Origin of the sequence: Shewanella denitrificans OS217, assembly GCF_000013765.1 — a bacterium.
Taxonomy (GTDB): Bacteria; Pseudomonadota; Gammaproteobacteria; order Enterobacterales; family Shewanellaceae; genus Shewanella; species Shewanella denitrificans.
In genome coordinates this window covers 2,672,817-2,698,258 of record NC_007954.1, presented here as the reverse complement: position 1 = coordinate 2,698,258, position 25,442 = coordinate 2,672,817, and the positions used below count along the sequence as shown (strand labels likewise).

At 42.7% G+C, this 25,442-nt stretch carries 21 protein-coding genes and 1 pseudogene; 8 read left to right on the top strand and 14 right to left on the bottom strand.

The features are described 5' to 3' along the window. Positions 1-190 precede the first annotated feature (190 nt). Entirely contained in the window at positions 191-3,019 is a 2,829-nt protein-coding gene (locus tag SDEN_RS11790) for an ExeM/NucH family extracellular endonuclease (RefSeq protein ID WP_011496703.1), read from the top strand. A gap of 138 nt (positions 3,020-3,157) precedes the next feature. Here SDEN_RS11790 and SDEN_RS19870 read toward each other — a convergent pair whose 3' ends face one another. From SDEN_RS19870 to SDEN_RS11775, 3 genes are all read right to left on the bottom strand, one after another. Next, complete coding sequence (locus tag SDEN_RS19870; protein ID WP_011496702.1) at positions 3,158-3,745, bottom strand: GNAT family N-acetyltransferase; 588 nt, start codon at positions 3,743-3,745, stop codon at positions 3,158-3,160. A gap of 83 nt (positions 3,746-3,828) precedes the next feature. Continuing rightward, the gene (locus tag SDEN_RS11780) at positions 3,829-4,260 is read right to left on the bottom strand and encodes a hypothetical protein (protein ID WP_011496701.1); all 432 of its coding nucleotides are present in this window, start codon (positions 4,258-4,260) and stop codon (positions 3,829-3,831) included. 84 nt (positions 4,261-4,344) lie between these two features. Beyond that, positions 4,345-5,067 carry a class I SAM-dependent methyltransferase gene (locus tag SDEN_RS11775; RefSeq protein WP_011496700.1) on the bottom strand — a complete coding sequence of 241 codons (723 nt, stop codon included), beginning with the start codon at positions 5,065-5,067 and terminating at the stop codon, positions 4,345-4,347. 266 nt (positions 5,068-5,333) lie between these two features. On the opposite strand from SDEN_RS11775, the gene SDEN_RS19865 reads away from it, so the two are divergent. Then, on the top strand, positions 5,334-5,813 hold the full coding sequence (locus SDEN_RS19865) for a MarR family winged helix-turn-helix transcriptional regulator (protein WP_011496699.1): 480 nt from the start codon (positions 5,334-5,336) through the stop codon (positions 5,811-5,813). A 108-nt stretch (positions 5,814-5,921) separates the two neighbouring features. Here the strand turns inward: SDEN_RS19865 and SDEN_RS11765 are convergent, their stop codons facing one another. From SDEN_RS11765 to SDEN_RS19860, 4 genes are all read right to left on the bottom strand, one after another. Beyond that, complete coding sequence (locus SDEN_RS11765) at positions 5,922-6,368, bottom strand: nuclear transport factor 2 family protein (RefSeq protein ID WP_011496698.1); 447 nt, start codon at positions 6,366-6,368, stop codon at positions 5,922-5,924. A gap of 161 nt (positions 6,369-6,529) precedes the next feature. Next, positions 6,530-8,398: a tetratricopeptide repeat protein gene (locus SDEN_RS11760; protein WP_011496697.1), complete on the bottom strand. Its 1,869-nt coding sequence runs from the start codon at positions 8,396-8,398 to the stop codon at positions 6,530-6,532. Beyond that, complete coding sequence (locus SDEN_RS11755; RefSeq protein ID WP_011496696.1) at positions 8,385-9,626, bottom strand: hypothetical protein; 1,242 nt, start codon at positions 9,624-9,626, stop codon at positions 8,385-8,387. Before SDEN_RS11755 ends, SDEN_RS11760 begins: the two co-directional genes overlap by 14 nt. 597 nt (positions 9,627-10,223) lie before the next feature. After that, complete coding sequence (locus tag SDEN_RS19860; RefSeq protein WP_011496695.1) at positions 10,224-11,606, bottom strand: hypothetical protein; 1,383 nt, start codon at positions 11,604-11,606, stop codon at positions 10,224-10,226. Between the two features lie 362 nt (positions 11,607-11,968). Here SDEN_RS19860 and SDEN_RS11745 point away from each other — a divergent pair, with 362 nt between their 5' ends. Both SDEN_RS11745 and SDEN_RS11735 read left to right on the top strand, forming a co-directional pair. Continuing rightward, entirely contained in the window at positions 11,969-12,793 is an 825-nt protein-coding gene (locus tag SDEN_RS11745) for a hypothetical protein (protein ID WP_011496694.1), read from the top strand. A gap of 422 nt (positions 12,794-13,215) precedes the next feature. Then, a complete protein-coding gene (locus SDEN_RS11735) occupies positions 13,216-14,157 on the top strand; it encodes an IS30-like element ISSde3 family transposase (RefSeq protein WP_011494504.1) in 942 nt (313 codons plus the stop codon). Positions 14,158-14,547: 390 nt separating this feature from the next. Here the strand turns inward: SDEN_RS11735 and SDEN_RS11730 are convergent, their stop codons facing one another. Beyond that, on the bottom strand, positions 14,548-15,060 hold the full coding sequence (locus tag SDEN_RS11730; RefSeq protein WP_011496693.1) for a hypothetical protein: 513 nt from the start codon (positions 15,058-15,060) through the stop codon (positions 14,548-14,550). 339 nt (positions 15,061-15,399) lie between these two features. Here SDEN_RS11730 and SDEN_RS11725 point away from each other — a divergent pair, with 339 nt between their 5' ends. The 4 genes and pseudogenes from SDEN_RS11725 (at position 15,400) to SDEN_RS11715 (ending at position 20,151) form a co-directional block, all read left to right on the top strand. Then, positions 15,400-16,104, top strand: a complete 705-nt coding sequence (locus SDEN_RS11725; RefSeq protein ID WP_011496692.1) for a hypothetical protein — start codon at positions 15,400-15,402, stop codon at positions 16,102-16,104. A gap of 642 nt (positions 16,105-16,746) precedes the next feature. Continuing rightward, positions 16,747-18,072 (top strand): aerolysin family beta-barrel pore-forming toxin, encoded by a 1,326-nt coding sequence (locus tag SDEN_RS11720; protein ID WP_011496690.1) that lies wholly within the window; start codon positions 16,747-16,749, stop codon positions 18,070-18,072. Positions 18,073-19,272: 1,200 nt separating this feature from the next. Next, positions 19,273-19,377: pseudogene (locus SDEN_RS21045) on the top strand (transposase); the annotation flags it as partial. 372 nt (positions 19,378-19,749) lie between these two features. Continuing rightward, a complete protein-coding gene (locus SDEN_RS11715) occupies positions 19,750-20,151 on the top strand; it encodes a hypothetical protein (RefSeq protein WP_041405787.1) in 402 nt (133 codons plus the stop codon). Between the two features lie 410 nt (positions 20,152-20,561). On the opposite strand, the gene SDEN_RS11710 is transcribed toward SDEN_RS11715, so the two are convergent. From SDEN_RS11710 to SDEN_RS11685, 6 genes are all read right to left on the bottom strand, one after another. Continuing rightward, positions 20,562-20,909 (bottom strand): hypothetical protein, encoded by a 348-nt coding sequence (locus SDEN_RS11710; RefSeq protein ID WP_011496687.1) that lies wholly within the window; start codon positions 20,907-20,909, stop codon positions 20,562-20,564. A 79-nt stretch (positions 20,910-20,988) separates the two neighbouring features. Then, positions 20,989-22,191: an IS4-like element ISSde1 family transposase gene (locus SDEN_RS11705; protein ID WP_011495916.1), complete on the bottom strand. Its 1,203-nt coding sequence runs from the start codon at positions 22,189-22,191 to the stop codon at positions 20,989-20,991. A 39-nt stretch (positions 22,192-22,230) separates the two neighbouring features. Next, positions 22,231-22,551, bottom strand: a complete 321-nt coding sequence (locus SDEN_RS11700; RefSeq protein WP_041405786.1) for a hypothetical protein — start codon at positions 22,549-22,551, stop codon at positions 22,231-22,233. 58 nt (positions 22,552-22,609) lie between these two features. Then, the gene (locus SDEN_RS11695; protein WP_011496686.1) at positions 22,610-23,185 is read right to left on the bottom strand and encodes a hypothetical protein; all 576 of its coding nucleotides are present in this window, start codon (positions 23,183-23,185) and stop codon (positions 22,610-22,612) included. A gap of 839 nt (positions 23,186-24,024) precedes the next feature. Further along, the gene (locus SDEN_RS11690; RefSeq protein WP_011496685.1) at positions 24,025-24,681 is read right to left on the bottom strand and encodes a 3-oxoacid CoA-transferase subunit B; all 657 of its coding nucleotides are present in this window, start codon (positions 24,679-24,681) and stop codon (positions 24,025-24,027) included. Positions 24,682-24,692: 11 nt separating this feature from the next. Continuing rightward, positions 24,693-25,406 (bottom strand): CoA transferase subunit A, encoded by a 714-nt coding sequence (locus SDEN_RS11685; RefSeq protein ID WP_011496684.1) that lies wholly within the window; start codon positions 25,404-25,406, stop codon positions 24,693-24,695. Between the last annotated feature and the right edge of the window lie 36 nt (positions 25,407-25,442).

The window sequence follows — 25,442 nt, the reverse complement described above, 5'->3', positions numbered from 1 at the left end:
TAGTCACCCATAGTGATGAACTAGGTAATAAAGTTGTATGTTTGTTAATTTTTTTGTTGCCATTTTTTGGTAACAATTTAAAGTTACGCTCCTGTCTGGACTGAGACCAAACCCTGTAAAAAAAGGGGCACCAATTGTTTGGTTAGCAAGGCTCAGAATAGGCAACTTATAATAATATGGGGACACACCAATGATAAGTAAAACCAGCCTAGCTGTGCTGACGGCAACGGCGATTTCATCGCTCAGTCATGCAGCAGATAATCCAATCATCACAGAATATGTGGAAGGCAGCAGTAATAATAAAGCCATTGAGCTTTACAATCCTTCTGCTGCAAGTATCGATTTAAGTCAGTATCAGCTTAAATTCTTTTTTAATGGCAGTACCACGGCCGGCAGTACAATCGCGCTGGCGGGCACGTTAAATCCTGGCGCGACCTATGTCATCGCCGATGATGATGCCAGCCCAGAAATTTTGGCTAAAGCCAATTTAGCCAGCAATGCCAGCTTCTTCAATGGCGACGATGCTATTGTGTTATATAAGCAGCAGCAAGTGATTGATTCCTTAGGACAAGTGGGTGTGGACCCAGGTTCTGAGTGGGGTAGCGGAGACCTATCGACTCAAGACAACACCATAAGAAGAAAGACCAACGCACTGACTCCCGATACTGTGATAGATGATGCGGTTAGCTTAGATAATTGGCTGGGTTTTGCCAAAGATGACATCAGTGATTTAGGCCTGTTTGCTGCAGGACCTGGGGAGCCAGACCCGACCGAACCTGTTGAATTCGCCTGTAATGAACCGGCGTCAGCCATACACCTTATTCAAGGGACCACAAACACAAGCCCATTAAACGGCCAAACCTTAGATGTTGAAGCTGTGGTGGTGAGTAATCAAGAAGCGGGCCTTAAAGGGCTGTTTCTGCAAATGCCTGATGGACAAGTCGATGCAGACTCACTCACTTCTGAAGGTGTATTTGTCTATACCGGCAATGCCCCTATGGGTTATTTAGCCGGTGACAGTATACGCATTCGTGCCAAAGTCAGTGAGTATCAAGGTACCACTCAATTAACTCAAGTCACTCACCATAGCTTATGTGCAGCAGGTCAGCCTCTACCTACTGCCGCTGAAATAACCTTGCCAGTGAACGATATCGCTGAGCTTGAACGTTTTGAAGGCATGGCGGTGCACTTCAGTCAGCCTTTGGTGGTGAATGAAGTTTATAACCTTGGCCGTTATGGCGAAATCAGTTTAGGCAGCAGCCGTCATTTTATCGGTACCCAAGTGGCCGCCCCGGGCGCGGATGCGCTAGCAGTTACTGCGGCTAACTTACGCGATAGCATATTGCTCGATGATGGCCTAACGGCGCAAAATCCCGATCCTATTCGTTACCCAGCGCCTGAGCTTAGCGCCAGTAACAGCGTGCGAGTCGGTGATTTAGCCACAGACTTAGCCGGTGTGATGCACTATGGTTTCGGTAAATACCGCATTATGCCCACAGGAACTGTCAACTTTGTTGCCAATAATCCTCGTACCTTGGCACCAGACGCAGTAGATGCTGACATGAAAGTGGCAAGCTTCAACGTGCTTAACTACTTTAATGGTGATGGCATAGGTGGCGGTTTCCCAACGGACAGGGGCGCTGACTCTGCCAGTGAATTTGCTCGTCAAAAAGCCAAGATAGTTAGCGCTATGCAGGCTATCGATGCCGATGTTTATGGTTTAATGGAAATCGAGAATGACGGCTTTGGAAGCAACAGCGCCATCGCTGACTTGGTTAATGGGCTAAACAGTGCCATAGGTGAACCAAGATACCAATACATAGCGCTTGATGGCCCAGGCATAGGCACAGATGCCATCACTGTTGGCATGGTCTATCGCGGCGATAAAGTCACCCCAGAAGGGGCGGCGCAGGTATTAACCAGTGCTAACTCACCTTTAGATGATAATGGCCAAGTGTTATTTAATGACACTAAAAACCGCCCTATGCTAACGCAAAATTTTGTCCATCAAGCTAGCGGTGAACAATTTGTGGTTGCGGTAAACCATTTGAAATCCAAAGGCAGTAGCTGTGATGCCTTAGGGGATCCGGATCTTAATGATGGTCAAGCCAACTGTAATGTGACTCGTACTCGCGCGGCAACGGCGGTAGCCCAGTGGTTAAATACTGTCTACCCTGAGCAGCAAGTGTTAGTGATTGGTGACTTGAATGCTTACGCAAAAGAAGATCCTATTACGGCATTGGAACAGGGCGGCTTTAGCGAATTGTTCCAGCATTTAGGTCACAGCAATGCCTATTCTTATGTGTTCTCAGGAGAATCGGGTCAGCTGGATCATGCATTAGCCAGTGCTTCACTGCTTGATAATGTGGTGGCGGCTCAAGAATGGCACATCAATACCGATGAGCCCACTATTCTTGATTACAACGAAGAGTACAAGTCGGCAGCGCAAATCGCCAATCTGTATCAAGGGGATGCGTACCGTTCATCAGATCACGACCCTGTGATAGTCAGCCTTAATTTTGCTCCGGCCAATGTGGCGCCTGTTGCAAGCTTTGGCTACCAAGCCAATGCAGGTCAGCTGAGCTTCACCTCCACATCTACCGATAGCGACGGCGAAATCGTCAGTTACCAGTGGGACTTAGGTGATGGCAGTGTGGCTCAAGGTCAAACCTTAGTACATGAGTATCAGCAAAGTGGCAATTATGCTGTGACCTTAACCGTGACAGATAACGGCGGCTTAAGCCACAGTATGACCCAGAGCATTGAGGTCAGCGTTGCACCGCAAAATGCGCTGCCAATTGCGCAAATTTACCACTTAAGACTGTGGGTGTTTGACTTGTTTTTCTCCTTCAGTTACGACACTGATGGTTACATCAAGCAGCACAAATGGCGCTTTAGCAATGGTCAAACCATGAAAGGCTTTTCTGCCATTCAGCGTAACCGCCGCGTCACGAGTGTTGAATTGACTGTGACGGATAACGAAGGCGGCGAGGGCAGTACCAGCCTGACTTATCGTTAATCCATTTTTAATGTGAAACACACAAAAGGCTTACCTAGGTAAGCCTTTTTTATTGTAAAAATACACTGGTATGACTGGCCATCTCGCAAAGCTGTAAGCATGAAATTTGAGATTAAGTGCGCATGCATAAAATCTTGTTTACTTAGAGTTATCTATCTGCCTTTGTAAAAAGAGCGTGCTGCTTGCTGTATTTGATGACTGTGATTTAAAGCCATTTTTCTTTAACACTGCTATGGAGGCGTGGTTATCAGCTTCAACGCCAGCGATAAGTGTGTGTATGTTTGGCTGCAGGCTTGCCCAAGTGATGATTGCAGCAATAAGCTCACTGCCATAACCTTGGCCCCAGCAGGACTCCTGCAATAGATAACCGATATGCATTGCTGAATTTTCATCGGTAACATGCGAGAGAAATACGAGTCCCACCAGTCTGTCGTCTGGCTTAAGTCTAATGCCATAAAAACCGCCTTCATTGCCCCTTTGTTGATACCAGCTTTTGGTCGCAGTTATGCTATTTAGCTCAAGCCATTCAGAGGGTAAATAGGCTGTGGCTGCTGGTGTGAGTAGTGCCATGACCTCTGCTATCATGGCATTTTCTTTATCTGGGTCTTGAGTCACGCTCTGTGCTTGAAAATGATCAAATTTTGGCATGGGGCTAATATTCAAGCGCTGGCTTGAAAATGCAGTTTCAAACAAACTCGATGTAGGTAAACTGCTTTTTGTCGTCATGGTATTAGCCCCTGATTTACTGTTGATATCGGCGTTAAATCCTTAAGTTGATAACTGTTTACATCGCCCAATTAGAATGGCAATTATTCAACCAAATTGTTTTCTGGTGCGTTGATATCATGATTTTTGGATTGCCTAAACTCCATGGTCATTTGATAACCTTTAATAGCAGGGACGGCTAATGCATTTAAGCATAGCTGTGCCAGCATGATTAAGGTTGCTGTGGCTAGCGCATCGAGAAACCAGACTATGATAATTGCGCCTTGACCTAGATTATCAGTCATCGACCCTGACATAAAAGCAAGATCGGGCAGGGTATGCAGCCCAGTGAGCCCATGGAGTGTCAGAGCGGCCCAAAAACCAAAGCAAAATGGGCAGCGCCATGCCTCGTAAAGATAAGCCAAGGGTTTAGGTAAATGTTTGATAATAGTATTAAACCAATTTCCCCAATCTGGTAGTTTTTCCCAGATAAGTATATGAAGTGATAGACCAAGTAAGGCTAAGGTTAGGTTCATGTTGTTTTCCAAAGTGTTGATTAATAGGTTTGTATTCGTTGATTACAGCTGTTGTTAACTGTATCGATATCGGCGGCTTTTAGCTTAACATCCAGCTTTGAAACCGCTGATGATCACGGCTTCAACCTCGTTCATTCGATACTCTCGGCTGTTAACGCCAGAAAATTGGGCTTCTGCCAAAGTGCGCTTAATGACTTCCACCAGTTTCAGCTCTGCCATGCTAGGTGCTGGCTCTTTTGCGACCTCTTCAACTGAGTCTTGCTCATTGTTGGCGGGTAAAGACGGGCAAGCTTGAGCCGCGTATTCGGGCATCTCATCCCAGATATCATCGATAATGACAAATTTCCCCAGAGGCTTAAGCACCCTTAACACTTCATTTAGGCCAGCTTTGACGTCCGTCCAATGGTGAAAACTATTAACGGCGAGCACCAGATCTAGGCTGTCATTTTCAAGGGGAATGGCTTCGGCGCCCGCGTGAATAAAGCGAATACGCTGAACATCTGTATCTGTCGTTACGCTCGTCACGAGTGTTGCCATAGGTGTCAGCTTGGTGGCGATTTCAAGCATTTTCGCTGTTGGGTCTATGCCAATCACTTGTCCAAGCTTAAGCGTTTTAGCAATAGCTCTGACGGCTGCACCACTACCACAGCCTATGTCCAAGACTTTATCAGTGTTCTTTAAATGGCACAGTTCTGGGACTTTTTGATGCAGCGGCAGTTCACCCCATTTGGACACATAGTCTAAGGTGTGCTGTTCATTCCAAGCGCCCATTGGGCAAGTATCTCTTGTCTGTTGATCTGTGTTCATAGTCGTTAGCTTTTAATTGGTTAGGTAAGCTAACTATCTTGGTTTTTGGTTAGGTAGTCAAACTATATTTATGTATTTATAACGTAGCGGTCATAAAACAAACTAATAAGTGCGAGTTATCCATCTGATAAATAATAAGTAATTTAACATTCGTTTAGGAAAGAAAAATTTCTGCTGTGAGGCTTTGACTTAGCTCCTTGGCGTGTTAGTTTGCTAAGCTAACTAATACCTAGTACCTTGATGGCAATTACGATACGGCGATAATTATGACGATGGATTTACACACCTCACTGATCAAACTACAGCGAATATTGTCGCAAACTTGGGGTAATCAGGTTCAGGACAAGCAGCAAGAGGTACTGAGCGCCAGTGAATTTGAATATCTTCATTATGTGCATGTTGCAGAGAGTGCCCATGTGCATGAAGATCCTATAGATGACACAGATGTTGGACACGACTCCAGCAGTCATATGTCGGCGATAGCGGCGGAAATGCAGGTGCAAAAATCATCGGCGAGTTTAATGGTCAATAAACTTGAGAAACGAGGGCTTATCGAACGTGTCACTTGCCAATTCGATGCAAGGGCGCAACATATCTTGTTTACAGATAAGGGCCGAGAGTTATATTTGTCTACCGAGGCGAGGGTGTACCTAAGTCTAGCGGCATCTTTTAAGAATAAGCTTGATGCAGATGAGTACCAACAACTTGAAGGCTTGTTGAGCAAAGCCTGCAGTAAGCTAGACTAGTGTTAAATGAAGCATTTGTGATTAGTTGCGTGCTTACCATCTCTCCATAAATGAGCTAGATATTTATTAAATTTGCTCAATGTCTCAATGTTAAGATCAAAATTTTTCTCAACGAATTGCGGTAAATTGTGCCGAGACCAGCTTCCAGTCTGCCCCTATTTTTGATGCAACCCAGGTGCCTCGCATCGCAAAATGTCTTTGATCTCCTTGGGGAAGTGTCATTGAATAAGCCAGCTTTCCTAAAATAACTGCGGTGTCGCCGTAAATGCGTATTTTCGGCTCCTCAAAAGCCACAACGGGCCCAGGACGTTTGTGTTCCGGCGCATAAAACTCAAGCATCTTGGCTCTCGGATCGACTTCGCCTGCCGGTGACACTTCCATATAACTTTCATCGGTAATCGAGGTTAATGTGCCTGAATCAAACTGGGTTTGCGCATCCACATGTTGGTTAACCAGATGCAGTAACCTAGATTCAGTTTCCTTGCTGCCCGCATACGCCATTGACATGCCCCCCCAAGATAAGATGATCACCACTAGTGATAACAATGTTTTCATGTATCTGTTCTCCCTGTTTAAATCGCTACTTTGACCATCTGGATGTGTAACATTAGCCAGCCTTAGGGCACTCTTCACTGGTCTTCAGGCTAATGATGCACTGCAGCGCCGGCAGTTTGTTGATTGCGACGCTATCAAGTTAGTGACATCTAGACTCGCCCTTAGGCGGTCACAAAGTCAATATTACGGGCTAAATCGGCCTCGGCTTGAGCTTCATTTCCTAAGGCTTTAAATATTTCGGCCCGATTTTCATAATGAGAAGGGTTATTTGGCTCCAATTCAATGGCCCTATTCATGTCCCGCAAGGCTGCGTCATATTGTTCACGCTCATAATGGATCACAGCGCGATTAACCCTAGCGGTTGCAGAATCACCCGTTAGGGATATGGCGCGGGAATAATCCGCAAACGCCTTATCCTGCTCATCGAATCCAGAGAAAACATCCCCTCTGACAAGGTAAACATCTTGCTGATGCGGCGACAATTCCAAGCTGTGGGCGAAACATTCTAGCGCTGCAGGCCATTGCTCCAAAAATACATGGCACATCCCCTTATTGGAATACACTTCAGAGTAGGGTGCACTGTATTTGATGGCCGACTCATACATGCCGATGGCTTGCTGATATCGACCTAAGCGCTGCAATAAATTGCCTATCTCGTTGTAATATTCTGAGTAGTAGGGATCCATTTCCACGGCTTCATTGTAAAATTTCAGCGCGGCCTCAGTTTCACCTAATAGGGTGTAGACTTGAGCAGAATTGTACAGCAGTACGGAGCGGTGTAATTTATGGGCTTCATCCCCAAGCCGTTCAGTGAGGAAGTTAAAACCTTCGGAGCAAAGTTGGAGGGCTTCTTCACTGCGTCCCTGTCGCACCCTCAGAAAGGCAAGTCCGTTATCAATAAACACACTTAAGAAATCATGCTCCAAATCGCTGACCTTGCCTTGTGCCGTGGCAATCTCTTGTTTAGATAGCATGATATGTTGTTGGGCTTTTTCTAGGTCTTGCTGTTTCAGATAACGCAAATAAACCATGGACAATAAATAATGCATTCTGGCTTTTAGGCTGGGCTGCGTCAGATAGGGCTGTGCGTATTTCAATATAACCGCCAGCGCTTCATGTTCTCGGCCTGTGGTGACCATGCCTTGGAAAATATTGCCGAGGTATGACCAACGCGTGATTTGATCGTCTCCCACGAGTTGCTCAAGATAGGGCAGGACTTTATCGACGAAGCTTGCGGACTCATGGTAGTAGCCGTAATGGTTATATAAGCACAGCGCACGAATGGCGACTTTAGCGACTGAGAGTGGATCCCCTGTCTGCTCAAAATGTGCCAGCATGGATGAGAAACTATTCTCCCAGCTCATCATGTCATTGGTTGAAATAAGCTGTTCGTACAATGTTGCATCGAAGGCGGGCATTTCTCGGATCAATGGCTCAGCTTGCGCTGATAAGGTATCGATAGGGTGAACTGGGTTTAAAGCCATTCCCAGTTGTGCCAGATCAAACGGCAAGGTTTCACCATCAGTCAGCACTAGGATATCTATGTCGGTAACCCTTCGAGCCAATTCAAGGAAGAAGCGGCTCGCCAAATAATTCGCATCAGAAAAATTGCCAACCACTATGCGCCATTTCTGCTGAGCTCCAGCAGAGGCTTTCCACTGCTTCACAATCTCCACGAGACTGTTCACCATACGATAGGCTCTGTCCAAGGGAAAATTTCTGGTTTTTTCAGCGCCAGAGGCCGTATCTGTCAGACACGCATATTTCAACCCTATCTGCTCTCTATGTTCAGCAAGCACCATATAAAGCGCGTAGTTATGTTTATCCAGTAATTCGTCACTGTCTTGGTCATTCAGGTGGAGCCAGGCCTGTTCAACCAACTCCGACACACCACTCCACACACCGTGGCGGTTAAAATCTGCATTTAATTCAAATGCGCGTTCCACAGCTTGAAACCCTGCCTCTCGTTGACGCTGAGCGTCTGAAGCTTGGATATGAAAATACTTATTATTATCATTAGGTTGTAACATTTCGATTCCTTTTTAGAAAGTTAAACCGGCCGCGAAGCCACAGCAGCATACCGCCGCCGAAGACCAAAAGTGAGCAGAGGAAGAAGGCGATAAGATCAACCTTGGTCCAGAAGGGAACTTGTGCGCCATCGCCCACGGCTTGCCACGCATCACGGGCGTATTGTGTCAGCGCCGGTACGATAATAAGCACAAGGAAAATCATTGCGGCGATACGACCCAATAACCAAATGGTTGAAAATAACCGCATTGTCTTTAATTGACGCTTGTCTATGGCTGAGGGCAGGGGGGCACCAACACGGCCCAAACTCAAGCGGAACAAGCAAGCACTCAGATAGGTTCTGGCCTGTTGATCTAAATTGGGGTTATCTGTGTAGTTAGACAGTATGTAATACACATCTGTCCTTAAGAAGATATTGAATTGCCAGGTAATGGTGATGAGTATTTGCAATGTGAGCGCCTGAAGTATTTGAACCCAGACCCCCTGAACGCCATAGGATGACAAAATAGCCAAGATGATCACTATGGATGAAACACTGAACAAATCGACCAACATACCCGCCATTAATGGTAAATAACGCTGTGATTTGGGTTTTCCATAGATGCCGGAGAGATCGCACTCAGCAACTATGATCCACAATCTATTGCCTATGCCTAATTTAGGTTCTAACCCTAGGCGTGCCCCAGCAATCATGTGGCCACATTCATGCATCATGGAAACGACAGCAAACAAAAACAACAGGGATAGGAAAAATAGGGTAAAGTTTTCTGTTATATAAAGCGCACTTAGGTTGATCCTGGCTTGAGGCTCTGTAACGTAAAGGTAAGCGGCGCAAGTTATCACCAAGCAGTAAATCAGCACTGCAGGCCATGAAAAGAACAGGCTGGCCCCTTTTGCACTCATTTGGAAAACCCAACGTTTATCTGTTTCAGCCGACAGTTTTGAGTGTGCCGCGATTGCGGATTCGGCGTCCGTTTTATTTTTATGAAGAAACTCAACTTCCAATAAAAACTCAACAAATGATCCCACATCTATGTCTTCAGCGAATTCATCTAAGCAGGTTTGTTTTATTTGAATTAGCGAATGTCCCTCTCTTAGTCCTTCGATGACACGCACGCCTTCTACAGGAAGCTGATAAAATTCATCTAATTCTGTGTTGCCAACAAGATATTCTTTTCCCTGAGGCTGAATACTGAGAGGTACTAAGTGATATTCATCGATATTTGTCATTTTTATACCCAGAGATTTTGGGATGATGGGAAATCATAATGCTAAAGGCGAGCTTACTGACACAGAGATATGCCAGTAAGCCACTGAACATTCAAGATATTGCTGGAACGTTCAGTTAACCGACTATACTGGGAAAGGCCAGCATTCCCAGATTGGGTATAGTGCAACAGCAGTAGTCTTCAGTTTTTGAACTTTAACCGCATTGATCTTTTTCATTGTATTATCTCCATATAAATTTAGGTTAAGACATCATTTTCGTTTAGTTTAAAAAGCAACCAAGGAAACATGTCGAAAGCAAACCTATAACAGTTCGTTAACATTAACAATGTGACCAGCTCAAAAATCAATCAATAGTTTTATGCCCTAGCTTTCCATGGGAAACCTAAGTTAAAACTAGGCATTCGATCTAGTTAGAGCGTGATGAGGAATTCGAAAGCACAATAAACCATTAACTATCAACAGGTTAATTTTTTGTGAGGATTAAGCACGAACTGACTACTGTGAGCATTTAGAAAGTATCGACGACATTTATCGCGTTGAGAGCCGCACTTTAAAAATTCGCAGCCCTTGCGTCCTATGCTTGAAAGCAAAATCATCTTAACCTGGGTCTTCACTCAGGTATTGAAAGCGAACTAGCTTATCAATGCCGTTATGGTTTTCAAAAAAGAGTGCAATACTCTCAGACGCGCCGCCACCCAAAATATAAATAGGATTATCTTGCTCTGAAAGTTGACACAATTCAGGGATATCTGAAGGATTAAATGGATTGTGGCAGTTATAATTTTTCGCAAGGTCGTAATTTGACCAATATGTTAATTCTGTCGCTAGACTAAATTTTTTTTGCTCTGTTGTGGGTGCTGGCACTGGCGATTTGCCTTCTTCATAATCCCAACCTTTATTGTCGATAGAGACGGTAAATTCGATTACATCATTGAGTTTAGACAATGGCAGAGGGGTTAATTCGCCAAGTGTAGTGCCATTTCCTCGGTCATATCGTAAATATTCAAAGGCGATGGGGCCGGAGGCAAGATCATCGAGTTTTGCTTTAAGTTTGAGCCGACGGGCAATTTCCTGCGCTATCTCTATCCGGCTAGGACTCGTGGTTTCAGCTTCAATGACGTTATTTGAGAACTTGGGACCCGATTGTTCGAAGGCTAAATCAACAAGGGTTTTACCGTCTCGATGAACCATTAATCGACCAATGCTGGGGCTTTCTGGAAACTCAAATACGTGATACTCGTATTTACCATTATTAAAAGTGTAGCTAGCAAGATTTGCGCTGCCATCATATTCAACGCTACCGTGATAGAGGACCATGTCGGGTTCGTCATCTTGGAATTTATGTCCAGGCCATACGGCATAGCGATAACCTGCGTCGCCCATGTCATCAATGCGGACATTAAAACGCGCCGAGTTCCAACTGAGAATAGGGCGGCGGTATTGTGCAAGACTGGGGTGCAGTTTTGACTGTTCAAGTTTATAAGCATCAATTAACGCACGTTTTTTGGCATCGGTTTTCTTCGCAACATACTTAAGTAATCCGTCCTCGGTACCCCAAACTTGACCGTTATCCAGCATTACGCCGCGCCAGCCCACAGTTTCCCAGTCTATCAATGAAGAGTTTGCTATTTTATCGATTATCGCTTCATCAAACACTAGGTCAAACCGATTGAGCATATCTTGCTCATTAATAATAGGTTGCAAAGGTTTTGGCAGCATAAAGGGGTAGGCAATGACGGCGGCTATTTTGGTTTTGTCACGAGATTTAAACGCGCTAATTACAGCAGCAAAGTTTGCGATGACAGGGTTTACTGGATTCACAGCATCGCTGGATGCATTGTCTATTCCGGTTGGAGCGTCTATCGGCGATTCCAGATGCAAAGCTGGCTCTATATTTACAGCCGTAGTGCTTAGATCAACAGTTGCAGGAGACGTCACGCCTAATAACAGCAAGATGGATACAGATTTAACAAACAACATAAAGTTCAACTTCTTATCATTAATAGCGGATGCACTGATTAGGCATATTTACAAATCAGTTATGTGTAATTGGATTACCTTATGACATTAAGAACAATTAGGGGAATGAAAATTATACGTTTTTTTTCAGCTGTGGTGATAGTAATTGAATGAAGCGGTAATAACATCACTTAATGAGTTTCCCGGTATAGTTAATGTTCGATTTGTTTAGACGTGTTAACATGATGAGCAATCAGAACCCTCCATTAATTTGTGTTCGCACAAAAACATTAGTAGATTATTCAGGTTGATCCTCCCTATTAATGAATTAGTAAGCTCTGGCTCTGGGATGTTGAATTCAGATTGAAAAAAAAGGAAGTTGAATGATTGTTGTCAAAAATATTTTAACGGGGTTTTTTATTGTTGCTGCAATGTTAATTACACCTAACGCGTTTGGCATTAATAGTTCGTTTACTTCAGGGAATGTTGCTTCCTCTTGGGTTAGTGGCCTGACAGTAAGAGATAGTGAAGGAAAGCCGATTACTAAACTTGCCGAGTATGAAAGCGTGTTATATCTAGGCCAACATTCAACCGTCAAAGAATCAATAGTTATCAGAGGCACTAAGTTCAATGATTTTAGATACTTTATTAAAACTAGATCTGGTCAGGAAGGCTGGGTGTTCGGAGGTGGTCTAAAAAAATCGATATTAACTGATTCAAAATATAAAAATATGGCTAACTCATGCTTTTTTGCCAACGCCCACAATGACGGCCCTTTGCTCTTATCAACAGAAAAACAAAAGAACATAGATGGAGCTGTGATTTATAAATATATAGAATCATTGAAAAACAAGCCACTCGTATATAAAAAAACCATCTTTGAATCTGCTTGCGTGGGAACACTTGAGGAAAAGTGTTTCGTAAACAACATTCTAGAGCGAGAACATGAAAGTGGAAGCGAGTTGTTTTTATTTAATAAATTTGCACCATTTTTAGGTATTGAAAATGGGATGGATAAACAGAGTGTTTATAAAATACTCGGAAATCCCAGCGAGTACAATGACAAATTATCGGTTTATACTTTTTCATTTTTACTAAAAAGTGAAGATTACCAGGTCTGGGTTAGTTTTAAAATTAAATTTTATTTCGACAATCTAGATAACCTAGAATCAATGGTTGTTTGGTACTTCTTTAATGAGGACTGTTAGTCTAAATCGCCAAGATATTGATGCGAACCCATCTAGTAATAAATACTTTCGATAAGGTTTTCATAAATCTTCAATTGAAGGTTTTTTAAATTGAAAGTTTTCACCTAATTATGGTTAAGGTATTAATTTTTATGGGAATGGTTAGTGTTTTAGAATTTGTTGGGAAAAATGTCGGCTTACCTGTAGAGCTTAAAGTTACTTTGGGTATTTTTATGTTGGCATCTTGGTTTTTTGGCCTTCTCTGGTTATTATCATTTTTACTTAAAGGCGTAAATTTTATAAAAATGCCATACGTTTTATATTCAAATTTATGCTTACTCCCGAATTCAGATAATAACTGCGACACTCTTAATTGAGGCGTAGAAGAAGCCAACTGCTGAAAGTGGTAGGCTTTATCTCGCCAAAGAAAAAAGAGTATCACTATGAGTTATCAGCAGTTGACTGAGGGAAGAAGATATCAGATTTCAGTCCTTTTAGACCAGGGTATTTCGATAGCTTTGATTGCAAAAGCTATCAATTGTCATCGTGCGACTGTCTATCGAGAACTAAAACGTTGTCATGCCCTGCAGGGTTATTGCCCTGACAGCGCTCAAGCCAGTGCGTGTAAGATGCGGCGTCATTCAGCCAAATATACCATCCCCGATACAAGAATAAACTTCGTCCGCTTCCTACTGCAACATGATTGGAGCCCAGAGCAGATTTCACGGGTGTTATCGGGCATGAACCAAGCTGTTAGTCATGAATGGATTTACCGCTTTGTGGCAAGGAATAAACGTCAAGGCGGCAAGCTATATCGCCATCTACGGCAAGGTCATAAGCGCTATCGCAGAGGTAAAAAAGAGAAAGCGCCAGCGATTAAAAATGGTACCTCTATCGACTCTAGACCTGCCATTGTTGATACTCGCGAACGTTTCGGTGATTGGGAAATCGATACCGTATTAGGCAAGCATGGGACAGGTTCAATAGTGACAATTTTAGAGCGAAAGACCCGTTTTTATTTAATAAAGAAAGTGGCCTCAAAATCTGCTGAAGATGTGACTAAAGCGACTATCGAATTATTGATGCCCTATAAGCAATATGTGCACACTATAACTGCCGATAATGGTCGTGAATTCGCTCATCATGAAGTCATAGCCAACGCGTTAGACACAACATTTTACTTTGCTCATCCGTATAGTTCTTGGGAACGTGGCGCCAATGAAAATGCCAACGGTTTATTAAGGCAGTATGTAAAAAAAGGGACTGACTTAAGGACAGTAAGCGACGCCATCATCTTATTTGCCCAGAACAGGATTAATTACAGACCTAAGAAATGTTTGAAGTTTAAGCAGCCAGCTGTTGTGTTTAAACAATTAGCCGCTTAATTTGGTGAGTGTCGCACTTCGGAGTTGAATTCGGGCTAACTTCTATCGCGCTTGTTTTATTGTCTTTATATGAGCTTGGCATGAATGCTGTTCTCTATGTTCTCCCTTTTATCATTTTTGAGCTTACTCCATTACCTGCATTTTTTTGTATTTTTCAAGTAATATTTTATTTAAAATCAAGGGTGAAACACACATCTTCATAACAATCTCCACCAGAGTGACAAAAGAGCCACTAAGTAATAGGTTGGCTACTTTGGCTACACGCTCAAACCAGTTTGTTGTTGTAAACTGAACGCGCTGATGACTACGTCTAACGGCGGCAATTTAATGGAGGCATCCATTGCAAGATGTTGAAAGGCAGTTGCACAAAATTATTTGCAGGTGCCATTTTTATGCGGTATCGCTATCTTTATAGTCACCAATAGAGTCTTTGATAAGCTCTTGTGCAATAGTCTTTTCTGCCGCTGTTCGCGCCTCTACCACGAGTACAACTTGCCCATTTTTAATTGCATCTTCAATTAATGCTGAAAAAGGCTTCTTATTTTCAGCTGCACCTATGCTGGCACCCACCACGCCACCAATACTGGCACCCCAACCGAGTAGTACTAGCGGTGCAATTAAGGGGCTGGCCACAAATAAAGTAACATTGGTCGCGATCAGAGCAACTTCGATTAACGCACCAATACCTGTTCCCACTCCAGCACCAATAGTGCCATCCACCAATATATCTTTTAAAACTTCATTGTTACCTTCGGTAGGTTTATGAGTAAGTGCAGGAGAATGATGTGTGTAAATTTTAACGCGTTCGGGTGGCAGTCCATTTTCAATCAGTTTTGTAAAAACATCATCTGCTTCTTGGTTATGTTCAAAAAAGCCCGATACATAATGGGTGTAATGATTCATGAGACTTCCCCAATAAAGTGACCCGCTTTAAACGGTAGAAGTTTCAGTCTACGATGAATGTTTCCTGTCGTCTGTGTGCAGCCGTACATAAGCGCAATGTCCTTTAACTTCACCCAAAAGCCAATGGGTTCGGGGTGGAAGACCCAGACTGAAAAATCCTTGTTTATAAATAATAAAGCCTTTGCTTTAGCTTGAGTGCAAGTATAAAGTTCATATATATTATTGTTTTATAAGGTTTCCAGGGGTTAACGATTTAATGGTCTCATTATTTCCAATGGCATAAAAAGCAATTTCTAGAAGCCAGGATTGGCAAATCACTTAATGTAAGGATGCAATTGAATGTACCGCATTGGCACTCTTTTTATCTGCTTGATTATTACGGCTTGCTCTTCGACCAAGGTTCATCTGTATACCCATTATTTGTCTGATGAACAAGTTGCAGCGATCAGTGCCAAACTGGAAGCCAGTCATTTTGAAGTGCAGACCAATACCTTGTCTTTCCCACAGACGGTTGAAGAGTCCACAGTGATTTATTCTCCATTAATTCAAGACAAGTCGAGTATAGAAAGACTAACCCAAGCATTGGCTGAGCTAGATTGGAAGGTATCAAGCGTGCAACCCTTTGTTAAAGGTAATCATTGGTACAAGCAGGATAGCGTCGGTTTGTTATTGATCCCAGAGGGTATAAAACAACAAGGTGAAATAGCCAGCCAAGACTTAGCTCATGAGTATGTCAGTAGAGATTGTGATGCTTCGCAGTTGAATTCAGGGGTAAAAATTCAATTAAATCGAGATAACACTTATCAGATGGTCTTTACTCAGGACACAGCAGAAAGCACAGATCACCTCAAAGGATTTTGGAAAATAACCAGTTACCCTTATATGGAACTATCATCACAAAATGAGCGCTGGTGGTTTTATTTTGAAATCGAACAAAAACTAGAAACAGACAAGGTGAGCAATATAGACATCATCGAGCTAAAACCTGCAGATAAGTATAAATTCTTTCCAGATTGCCGCTTTGTTTTTGGCATCAGAGTGTAATCAAAAACGTATCCGTAAACTTGGTAAGCGATTTCACGGCCCAGTGGCCACACTTCAAGAACTCACCCTCTATTGTGAGCATCTAGAGAAATGGCTACGACACTTTGCCAATTCCCCATTTGTCAGGACAGTTGCTAGCACTTAAAAGCGGGATAATCTAAAACTCCTTTTAATAACAATTTACTCGAAAACAGTTTATCCATCCGATGGTTGGGCTATGGTGCTTAAAAAGCACTATTGAACAATGAAATCAGCCCATCTAGCCAATCAGCTTCCATAAATTCATTTCACATCCGCCTTCCAGAAGTGACCCATAATTGTTCTGAAGCCAATGCCAAAAATGCTTTATGCTATTGTTTTATAATGGCTGGCCGTATTTATTTGCATGATTGGAGTACAGGCTAGCTAAGGTATTTACTCATCTACAAGCGTGTATCACTTATTACTGAGATTTAGAAATTGTTATATTTTTGTTTTGTTTAATAAAAATAAAAGTGCTAGGTTTTGCGTGTGCCGAGCAGTAATTATATTTATATCGTATAGGCATGCACATAACCTCATTGGCTCTTAAGAAAATTAATGCGAAATGTTTGTAATAAAACAAATTTAATGGAAATATTCAATTCATATTAAGGAACAATCATGAGAAAAAGCGCAAACCTGAGTATATTAGCATTATCCTGTTTAACCGGATTAGGAGCAGTTTCATTTTTTACAGAAGCTGCTATTCCTAATACTATCCCCAAACTTTCTATGGTAGAACACGCAGCACCGGATCTTGATTCACTTAAAAATGATGTGATTAATGAACCCTCATTTATTAATTCATTATTCTTATTGGGCCATCATCTTGGTTACGCTTGGGCGGGAGGTACGGCTTCCCAGTACGTAGGTCAAGATATCGACGTTAGGCGAGAGTCCAGCAATGAGTATAGTCTTAAAGCCCGCTATAACGGCAATGATCCTTATGCGGGTGGCTACCGAGCCAGTGAACGTTTGAAGGTTAATCTACAAAATATACATTTTGTGACTAACCCCCAAGACTTACAGCTAGGTAGCCCTCAGGTGTATGATCGTGAAGCGATTTATACTGCTCCCGTCGTCATTTACAACTGGGGTGAAACTGAAGATACAGGCGTTGCGACCTTAAATTATGATTACACCACCAGCTGGGCTAAGACGGATAATTTCTCATTTTCTGAGACAATCGGCGTGACCAATAAATACGAGGTCGGGATCCCAGGCTTAGGCGGGGCCGCGGCAGAAATCCGTGCCGAGTTCTCCGCGACCCAAGGCTGGAGTGAAACTGATGGAAACAGTACCTCGATTTCGGCCCAAGCTCAGTATAGGGCTCTTATGCCACCTCGCAGTAAGCGTTATGTATCCATCACCTTATTTAAGCAAAAGGCTGATGTCCCATATACCTCACGTTTATTTATGATGTACGATATAAAATATGAAAACTTCTTAAGGTGGGGCGGTAATGCACATATTGACCATCCAACAAACAGACCTAACTTTCCTTATACTTTCGGTGGAGCCAATGCGAATAATCTTAATGGTCCGGAAGCGTTAGTCGACCAATACCTTCATCAGGATATTAATGGCTATGGAGTATGGGATTGGCCAGCGGCAATTAATTCAGCCCAATCTAAAAATAATTTTGAATGGCAATTAGCCAGTATTATACGAAAACATGGCGCGCCTATTAGTGGCAAGTTTACCGCAATAGATTCTAGTCAATTTAATGTTGATGCCAGTGAATCATTCCCGTTGACGGCTGAAGATATTGCAAACCGCCCGTTAATTGAGAAAAATTTGGCCCCTAACAGGTCAGTCGCGGTTAACAGAATGGTGCCTGATAGCAACATTCAAATTGAAGTCGGGGATATTGAAAATAATGATATCGATGGTCTAATAAAAAGGGTAAGTATTTCTAAATCAGGCGATGTTATGTTGAATAATTAATATGCATCATGGATGAAAAGTTAACCTTATACCTTAAGAGCTTTATCGAGACATATATGGATACCTCTATTGCAAGATATTTACGCTAGCCTTTAAACCAGCTAGTTATATAAATGCCGAGCCAGTATGAGGATGTTTAATGGTACTTCCTAATCGTTAACATAATTTATACGGATGACTAAGACAGCCATATACCTTCCATAAAATAGCCCGCTAGTGCGTGCTATTTTTTTATGCTTGTTCTAGCCTCTGGGCGAAATGAGGCCACGACCTCATAGAACTCAGGCTAATGTTGAAATTCTTGTTTAACATCAGATCATTGTACCACTGCTGTAATCGTGAAGTGCGCCGTGCCCTCTCTGTTTATTAAGAATGTGTGATGATGCATTTAGTTATTGAGTTAGCCGGGTACAAACGATGCTCATCCTAGCCGTTTATGTGACATTTCTTGGTTCATGCGCTGCCCCAATGAGCCCATTTCACAGCCCAGTGGGCGTACTTCAAGAGCTTACCAGCTATTGTGAGCATCTAGAAAAACGGCGACGACACTTTGCCAGTTCCCCATCTGTCAGGACAGTTGCCAGCACTTAAAAGGGGGCTAATCTCAAACCCCTTTTAACAGCAATTCCTTTCAAGTCACCCTAACAATTCAATGGGTTGGGGGAGTGTGGCTAAAAATCCTTGTTTTTGAATGAAATCAGTTCATTTAGTCAACCAGCTTACGTAAACTCATCTCATTTTGAACTTTCGCTGCGAAATGCCTAAATCTAGTTTGAGCGTATGGCGAAAGTGCAGTATGTTATTGTTTTACAATGGCTGGGCAGATTTATTGTTGTCAATGGCTGTTGACTAGCACAATGGAGTCCAAACTTTGTTTGGAACAAAATCGCAGGGTTCCACTCTGCACTGGCCAAGAGGGAAGGTTCAACAGCAAATCCTCCCTCTTGGATCTCCCTCCGTGCCGCCCGCGAAGTTGTTGCTCCTCATATTCACATAAAAATACCTAACGGCTCGACAGCACATCCATGTGCCCTACGAGCCTTAACCATCATCCCTGATGGCTTCACGGTATTTTTATGCGAATATTTCGGCAACTTCGAGGATATTGGGTGCAACCTGTGAGTGTGGTGCTAAATTGGAAGGATTAGTCCGATTAACTGTGTCGATAATGACTATGTTGCTGAATTTGTTATGTTAATTAATGCGCCAGTGGGTACACTTCAAGAACTTACCCGCTATTGTGAGCATCTAGAAAAACGAAGGCGACACTTCGCCAGTTGCTGTCAGCACTTAAAAGCCAGCTAGGTTTAAACGCCTTTTTTCACAATTCAAAGTCAAACCACCTTACTCATTCAATGAGTTGGGCTATTGTGGCTAAAAATCACTGTTTATCCTGAATTAAACCCCGAAATCCGCCGATTTAGCCAATCCGTTTCCGTAAACTCCTGCGATATTGGTTTTCTTGCAAGAAAAACCGACGTTCTAGCTTGAGCAAATGTTGAAAGTGCATTATGTTATTGTTTTACAATGGTTGGCTAGATTTGTTTGGCAAGCCCTATAGAGATTCTTTTTTTTAACCAATTATTAGCTTTGAAAAATAGAAATAACAGGGTTAGGAATACTGTCTTCGGCCTATGCTAACGGCGTTATGAGCTTATCGACCACCAAGGATAGATAATGAAAAATTTTTACTTTATAGCCATCCTGGTAGCTCTTTCTGCAATAGCTAATGCCTCTGAAATTAAAACACTATTTAGTACACCAGAAACTTCGATTAAAGTAGAGACATTTTGTAGTGAAAAGCACTGGAGAAGCCCAATGTTAGTTTCTCCATGTATCGATAGACAGTTTGAAGCAATTTCTGCGATTGAAAGTTTCCACCTAAGGAATTACTCTGATACAGCTATCGATCATCCAGTAAATAGGATATTAATTAACTCAGTCAAAGAAAGCTCTGTAGTAGTTGATGGTAAGCCGTGGGTTGATTGGGTAATGGCAAAAATACGATTCAAGCGTGGGATGCAAGATTGGCTTCGGGCCCAAGGAAAGTCAGATACTCAAGTGGATTACGGGTTGTGAGTCATAAGAAATCTAGCCGACCATCGCAAATAGCATGATTTCGCTTCTCCTACTAAACTAAAAAAAGTTGATGATGTTGGAGCGTCTTGTTTACCTATTTATTGCCGCGCCTTCGTAGAACTCAAATCAGTATCGAGCTTATTGTTTAACATCAGACCCTATTATCACTGCGGTAGTCGAGTCGTATGACGTGCCTGCTTGTGTGGTGATGATGATTATTCGGGACCATCGCCGTGGTTGGCTAGGAAAACAGCTAAAAATAACTGTTTTCGAGTAGACTCCGTCTATATTAGCCAATCAGCTTTTATAGATTCATGACACATCGGCTTTCTAGCGACAAATCCTCACAATCCTGCTTGAGCACATCTCGAAAGTGCATTAGGCTATTGTTTTACAACGGCTGGCCGGATTTATTTTAAAATTTCTCTTAAAAATGGAAATTCGAGAATACAAGATGAATTAATTTTATTACGAATATCATCATCACTATCACTATGTTTTGCCAAGCAAAGATAATACTTAATGTTTTCATGGATAGCATAGATGAGCCATTCGCCAGTCGTTTTTTGTTCTTCTCTACGCCTCTGTAGATTACCTGTAACGAGATCATTCACTATATGATGAACATCCTCTGCAGTTACATATTGTTCTTCACCACTTTTTTTAGCATCCATTATTCTTTGCTCGAAATAAGGAATACTGTAGTTATTTAGAGCATTCTTAACATTTTGAGCTAATCCAGAAATGCTAACATCCATGTAATGTTTATGCCAAAGTCCTTTAAGCGGAGGTCTTTTAAATTCAGATTGCTCTTTAGTGTGGCTCTGGCGGATCCCCTCATAATTTAGGTCTGCCAGCGGTATGAACCAGTTTGATATATTCGTTTAATGCCCAGTAAATTATCGATGCTTTTAGTGTGTATTTTGGCCTTCGCCGCACTTCTTTTCCTAATCTTACAACGGATAATACAGCGCGATATTTGATGCTGTTAGCTTGGAAATCCTTCTGCCAGCCAAGATGCCTCGCGGCTATGCCTATACACCACAACAGTATTTCTGCCAGCATAGCGATAAGCAACAATACATCATATCGCTTTGGACACCGACTGCGACTTTGCCTCAATCCCATGCCATATTGTGGGCTTTTTAAATCCCGAAAGGTTTCTTCAATTTGCATGCGTTTAGCATATAGCTCAACCACTTTTGCTGGATTGAAGTATTCAGGCGGTAAGTTGGTCGCCAGCAGCCACGGCTCCTTACTGCCTAAGCGATAACTCTTTTGTGCGGTGTGGTTTCGGCCCGTTTTTGAAGAGCGCTTATCTTTACGTAATTTGGACTTAGCCTTAAATAGATGTAAATGGCAGCTTAGCGGTGATTTACGTGCAAGCTGAACATTACCTATGTATTTAGCGGTTGAGTTTGCTTTTGAGTAGAGTGATTTATTTGAATGCCAAGTGGTTTGCCCGTGGTGCATAAAGCTTACATCGCCTCGCACTCTGCCAAGCCAGAACCAGCCATAGCGCTCAACTTCCCTAAACCAGGTATTGCGATAGCCTGCATCGGTGACAATCAGAGGACAACAACCTTGAGGTAAAACGTTGGCAAGTTCAGCGAGAAAAGCATTATGGCTGCGAGGTGCGTTGTAGTCCTCAAACAAGAAAGTCCGTTCATACAGAGTCACAGAGCGACCTTGAACGCTGATGGATGCGCGTAGCGTCATTATTCGAAGCTGTTCACGGACATCAGACCAATCGACGAGAATAATAGGCATAGGGTTTGCGCCACAAAGATAGCGAGCATGCCACTGATATATTGTTATTTTATCTTGAGCTAAGTGATAATTACCTAAGAGTCGGTCAATACGTTTAATGTTGTGTTTAGCTGCCACGGAGCCCGTAATATTACGACCAAGCTGAGTAAGTGATAGTTGATTACCATCGAGGAGTGACTCAGTGGCAACCATCAGAGAATTAAGTCGTTTTTGGTGTATTTGAGGGCATTGTTTTTTGATTAAATCGTGTAAGATATGGATATCACGCATGGTGTTAGATCTAGTAGGTTTTTGGCGAAATTGATTAGATCAGATAGCACCATGCGTGTCTACTAAATTGAAAATAAAAGCAATTATCAGGGGATTCCCTAGAGTGTGGCTTTCAGGTTCAGTTCCCTCAAGAAATTTCACTTCATGCATGACAGCATCAAGATTTATAACACTATTTTCAAATCCAAAGAATAAATCTAACAAAAACGATATGCCATATCGATTTCCTAACATTTTTTCGATTCGAATCATTGCTTTGAAATCATTGATTTGTTTATACATCTCAGGGGATTCATCTTGAACTTTATCTAAGAAAATCTTCTTCAAATTTATTTCTTTGTTCTCGCAAACGTTTTCCATATAGATCCATGATGATTACAGCCGTTTACGTGTCCACGTTTAACGACTCGTTAAGTGCCTAAAACTCATTCCAAAATGTATCAAATTCTTTAAGAAACTCGAGTTTCGTGTTTGACTTTAAACCATACACAAAGACATTATTTTTCAATTTGACAGATATTACATATAAGTTATCAGGTTGTGATTCTAGTTGTAATTTAGTTTTACAAGGACCGCTTGTAAAAGGTACAACTTGAATATTTAACTCAATAATACCCTGTACTTGACCTTTTTCTGCCAAATCATTGATCACCCAAGCTAGCGCAGCTTTTTCATCAATTCTTGCGGGATTGAACTTTTTAATAATCGCATTTACTTTTTTGCCAATTGCTGTCCAAGCATCCAAGTTTTTATTAATTTTTTCACCAAGTAAAAAAGCACCAACAAGTGAAGTACCTGCAATAGCTTTCCAGTCTATGCTATTGAATAATTCAACTAAAATACTTGGACAATCTGCACCATGCCCAATATTTGAATAATGAACATTAAGATCTTCATCTATCACTTGAATTAATGAATTTTTTATTTCATTCGAGAATACAGCCTCATCCCACTTTTTTGTATCATAATATGGGTCACTAAATATTAGTTGCATTTTAAACTCCAAACCTGAGCCGGCACTTAACGTTTTAGTATTTATACGTTGCGCTGTTTGCGAGGCATAAATTGGTTGTTGGACTTGGTCGCTGCCACATCCAACGTGAATTGGTATGCTTGATGCTATAGGAATTTGCTTTTCTTGGGTAGTAGCATTTTATACTGCTATAAGGCTAATTGTTTGTTCTGATTACACCTTTTAAGCTAGTTTTTACCTCGTACCATCATCTTTATCGCCCTGTTATCTTCCTACTACGATCATTCATCTTGATTTTTCTACGTGGTGATGTGCGCTATCGTCTCATCTAATTTGGTATTAATAAAATACGATGATGGACTTAAAAAGAACCGATCTTATTAATAATTATTTTAATCAATACCTTGAGTGTAGACGTGGATTAGTGGAGTGCTAGTCTTGAAATTAAAAAGGTTACGCAAATGCTAAAAAGGTGAACCATGGAAATTTGCGAGACGACCGTCCATCCCATGGACGGGATGTTCGAGCCCTCAGGGATGACTCTGGTTTAAATCAAAAGCGCCGCGTGTCGGAGACTTATTGTGAAGTAAAAAGGGCATGGCAAGCCTGTATGGCGGGATTTAACGGTAATCGCTCTAGTTCTATGTTCGGCTTTAGCTAAATATATTGTTTAATATCGACAGAATAAATAATGCTGGATTACGGATTACGGATTACGGATTACGGATTACGGATTACGGATTACGGATTACGGATTACGGATTACACACAGCCATATTCTTCCCAACAAAAAAGCCCGCAGTGCGGGCTTTTTGTGTTTTACGCTTTCTCTAGAACCTAGGTTCTGCCATTAGCAGGCCTTAAAATGTCATTTCTGGCACATGGGCTGGGACCACAAGTTTGCCGGCGGTCTTGGCGATGATCTCATCAACCGACACCCCTGGGGCGCGCTCTAGCAGATGGAAGGCGCCGTCTTTGATTTCCATAAAGGCTAAATCTGTCATGACTCGTTTGATGCAGCCAAAACCGGTTAAGGGCAGCTCGCACTTTGGCAGTAGTTTTGAATTGCCGTGTTTGTCGGCGTGCATCATGGTGACAATAATATTGTCAGCGCCGGCGACTAAATCCATGGCGCCACCCATGCCCTTGATGAGCTTGCCTGGGATCATCCATGAGGCGATAGAGCCATCGACGTCCACTTCAAAGGCGCCAAGCACAGTTAAATCCACATGACCGCCACGGATCATGGCAAAGCTTTCTGCCGATGAGAAGAATGACGCGCCCGCGACCGCAGTCACGGTTTGCTTACCAGCGTTAATCAGGTCAGCATCGATTGTTTCTTCGGTTGGAAACTCGCCCATGCCTAATAGGCCGTTTTCAGACTGCAGCATGACTTCCATGCCAGCTGGAATGTAATTGGCCACGAGGGTGGGGATGCCTATGCCAAGGTTGACGTAAAAGCCGTCTTGCAATTCTCTGGCAACGCGCTGGGCCAGTTGTTCTCTTGTTAGTGCCATGATGTGCTCCCTTATTTCGCTGCTGTAGCTGCTTTGACTGTGCGCTGCTCGATGCGTTTCTCAAAGCTTGCCTTGATGACGCGATCCACATAAATACCTGGGGTATGAATATGGTTGGGGTCAAGCTCACCAGGTTCTACGATTTCTTCTACTTCCACTACGGTGATTTTACCCGCTGTGGCCATCATAGGGTTAAAGTTAGCGGCAGTATTGCGAAATACTAGGTTACCCATGGTATCGGCTTTCCAAGCGCGCACTAAGGCGAAATCTGCGGTTAACGACTCTTCTAGCACATAATGACGGCCCTTGATTTCGCGGGTCTCTTTGCCATCGGCGATAGGGGTGCCGTAACCTGTGGCAGTGAAAAAGGCGGGGATGCCAGCACCGCCGGCACGAATTTTCTCGGCCAAAGTGCCCTGTGGGGTCAAGATGACGTTGAGCTCACCGGATAGCATTTGCTTCTCGAAGGTGGCGTTCTCACCCACGTAGGAGGCGATCATAGTATTGATTTGGCGCTGCTGTAGCAGTAAACCTAGGCCGAAATCATCCACGCCAGCATTGTTTGAAATGGCGGTTAAGCCTTTCACGCCAAGCTTAACCATGTGGTTAATTAATCCCTCTGGGATACCGCACAGGCCAAAGCCACCGACCATAATCGTCATGTCGTCAGATAAGCCTTTGAGGGCTTCATCGTAGCTGTGGACGACTTTATTGAATCCTGCCATCTTGTTGTCCTTAATCGTTATTTTGATATTGGATAG

Excerpts from the sequence above, each read along its gene's own strand:
- SDEN_RS11790 (WP_011496703.1), top strand. The coding sequence starts at position 191 with ATGATAAGTAAAACCAGCCTAGCTGTGCTGACGGCAACGGCGATTTCA.
- SDEN_RS19870 (WP_011496702.1), bottom strand. The coding sequence starts at position 3,745 with ATGACGACAAAAAGCAGTTTACCTACATCGAGTTTGTTTGAAACTGCA.
- SDEN_RS11780 (WP_011496701.1), bottom strand. The coding sequence starts at position 4,260 with ATGAACCTAACCTTAGCCTTACTTGGTCTATCACTTCATATACTTATC.
- SDEN_RS11775 (WP_011496700.1), bottom strand. The coding sequence starts at position 5,067 with ATGAACACAGATCAACAGACAAGAGATACTTGCCCAATGGGCGCTTGG.
- SDEN_RS19865 (WP_011496699.1), top strand. The coding sequence starts at position 5,334 with ATGACGATGGATTTACACACCTCACTGATCAAACTACAGCGAATATTG.
- SDEN_RS11765 (WP_011496698.1), bottom strand. The coding sequence starts at position 6,368 with ATGAAAACATTGTTATCACTAGTGGTGATCATCTTATCTTGGGGGGGC.
- SDEN_RS11760 (WP_011496697.1), bottom strand. The coding sequence starts at position 8,398 with ATGTTACAACCTAATGATAATAATAAGTATTTTCATATCCAAGCTTCA.
- SDEN_RS11755 (WP_011496696.1), bottom strand. The coding sequence starts at position 9,626 with ATGACAAATATCGATGAATATCACTTAGTACCTCTCAGTATTCAGCCT.
- SDEN_RS19860 (WP_011496695.1), bottom strand. The coding sequence starts at position 11,606 with ATGTTGTTTGTTAAATCTGTATCCATCTTGCTGTTATTAGGCGTGACG.
- SDEN_RS11745 (WP_011496694.1), top strand. The coding sequence starts at position 11,969 with ATGATTGTTGTCAAAAATATTTTAACGGGGTTTTTTATTGTTGCTGCA.
- SDEN_RS11735 (WP_011494504.1), top strand. The coding sequence starts at position 13,216 with ATGAGTTATCAGCAGTTGACTGAGGGAAGAAGATATCAGATTTCAGTC.
- SDEN_RS11730 (WP_011496693.1), bottom strand. The coding sequence starts at position 15,060 with ATGAATCATTACACCCATTATGTATCGGGCTTTTTTGAACATAACCAA.
- SDEN_RS11725 (WP_011496692.1), top strand. The coding sequence starts at position 15,400 with ATGTACCGCATTGGCACTCTTTTTATCTGCTTGATTATTACGGCTTGC.
- SDEN_RS11720 (WP_011496690.1), top strand. The coding sequence starts at position 16,747 with ATGAGAAAAAGCGCAAACCTGAGTATATTAGCATTATCCTGTTTAACC.
- SDEN_RS11715 (WP_041405787.1), top strand. The coding sequence starts at position 19,750 with ATGAAAAATTTTTACTTTATAGCCATCCTGGTAGCTCTTTCTGCAATA.
- SDEN_RS11710 (WP_011496687.1), bottom strand. The coding sequence starts at position 20,909 with ATGGATGTTAGCATTTCTGGATTAGCTCAAAATGTTAAGAATGCTCTA.
- SDEN_RS11705 (WP_011495916.1), bottom strand. The coding sequence starts at position 22,191 with ATGCGTGATATCCATATCTTACACGATTTAATCAAAAAACAATGCCCT.
- SDEN_RS11700 (WP_041405786.1), bottom strand. The coding sequence starts at position 22,551 with ATGGAAAACGTTTGCGAGAACAAAGAAATAAATTTGAAGAAGATTTTC.
- SDEN_RS11695 (WP_011496686.1), bottom strand. The coding sequence starts at position 23,185 with ATGCAACTAATATTTAGTGACCCATATTATGATACAAAAAAGTGGGAT.
- SDEN_RS11690 (WP_011496685.1), bottom strand. The coding sequence starts at position 24,681 with ATGGCACTAACAAGAGAACAACTGGCCCAGCGCGTTGCCAGAGAATTG.
- SDEN_RS11685 (WP_011496684.1), bottom strand. The coding sequence starts at position 25,406 with ATGGCAGGATTCAATAAAGTCGTCCACAGCTACGATGAAGCCCTCAAA.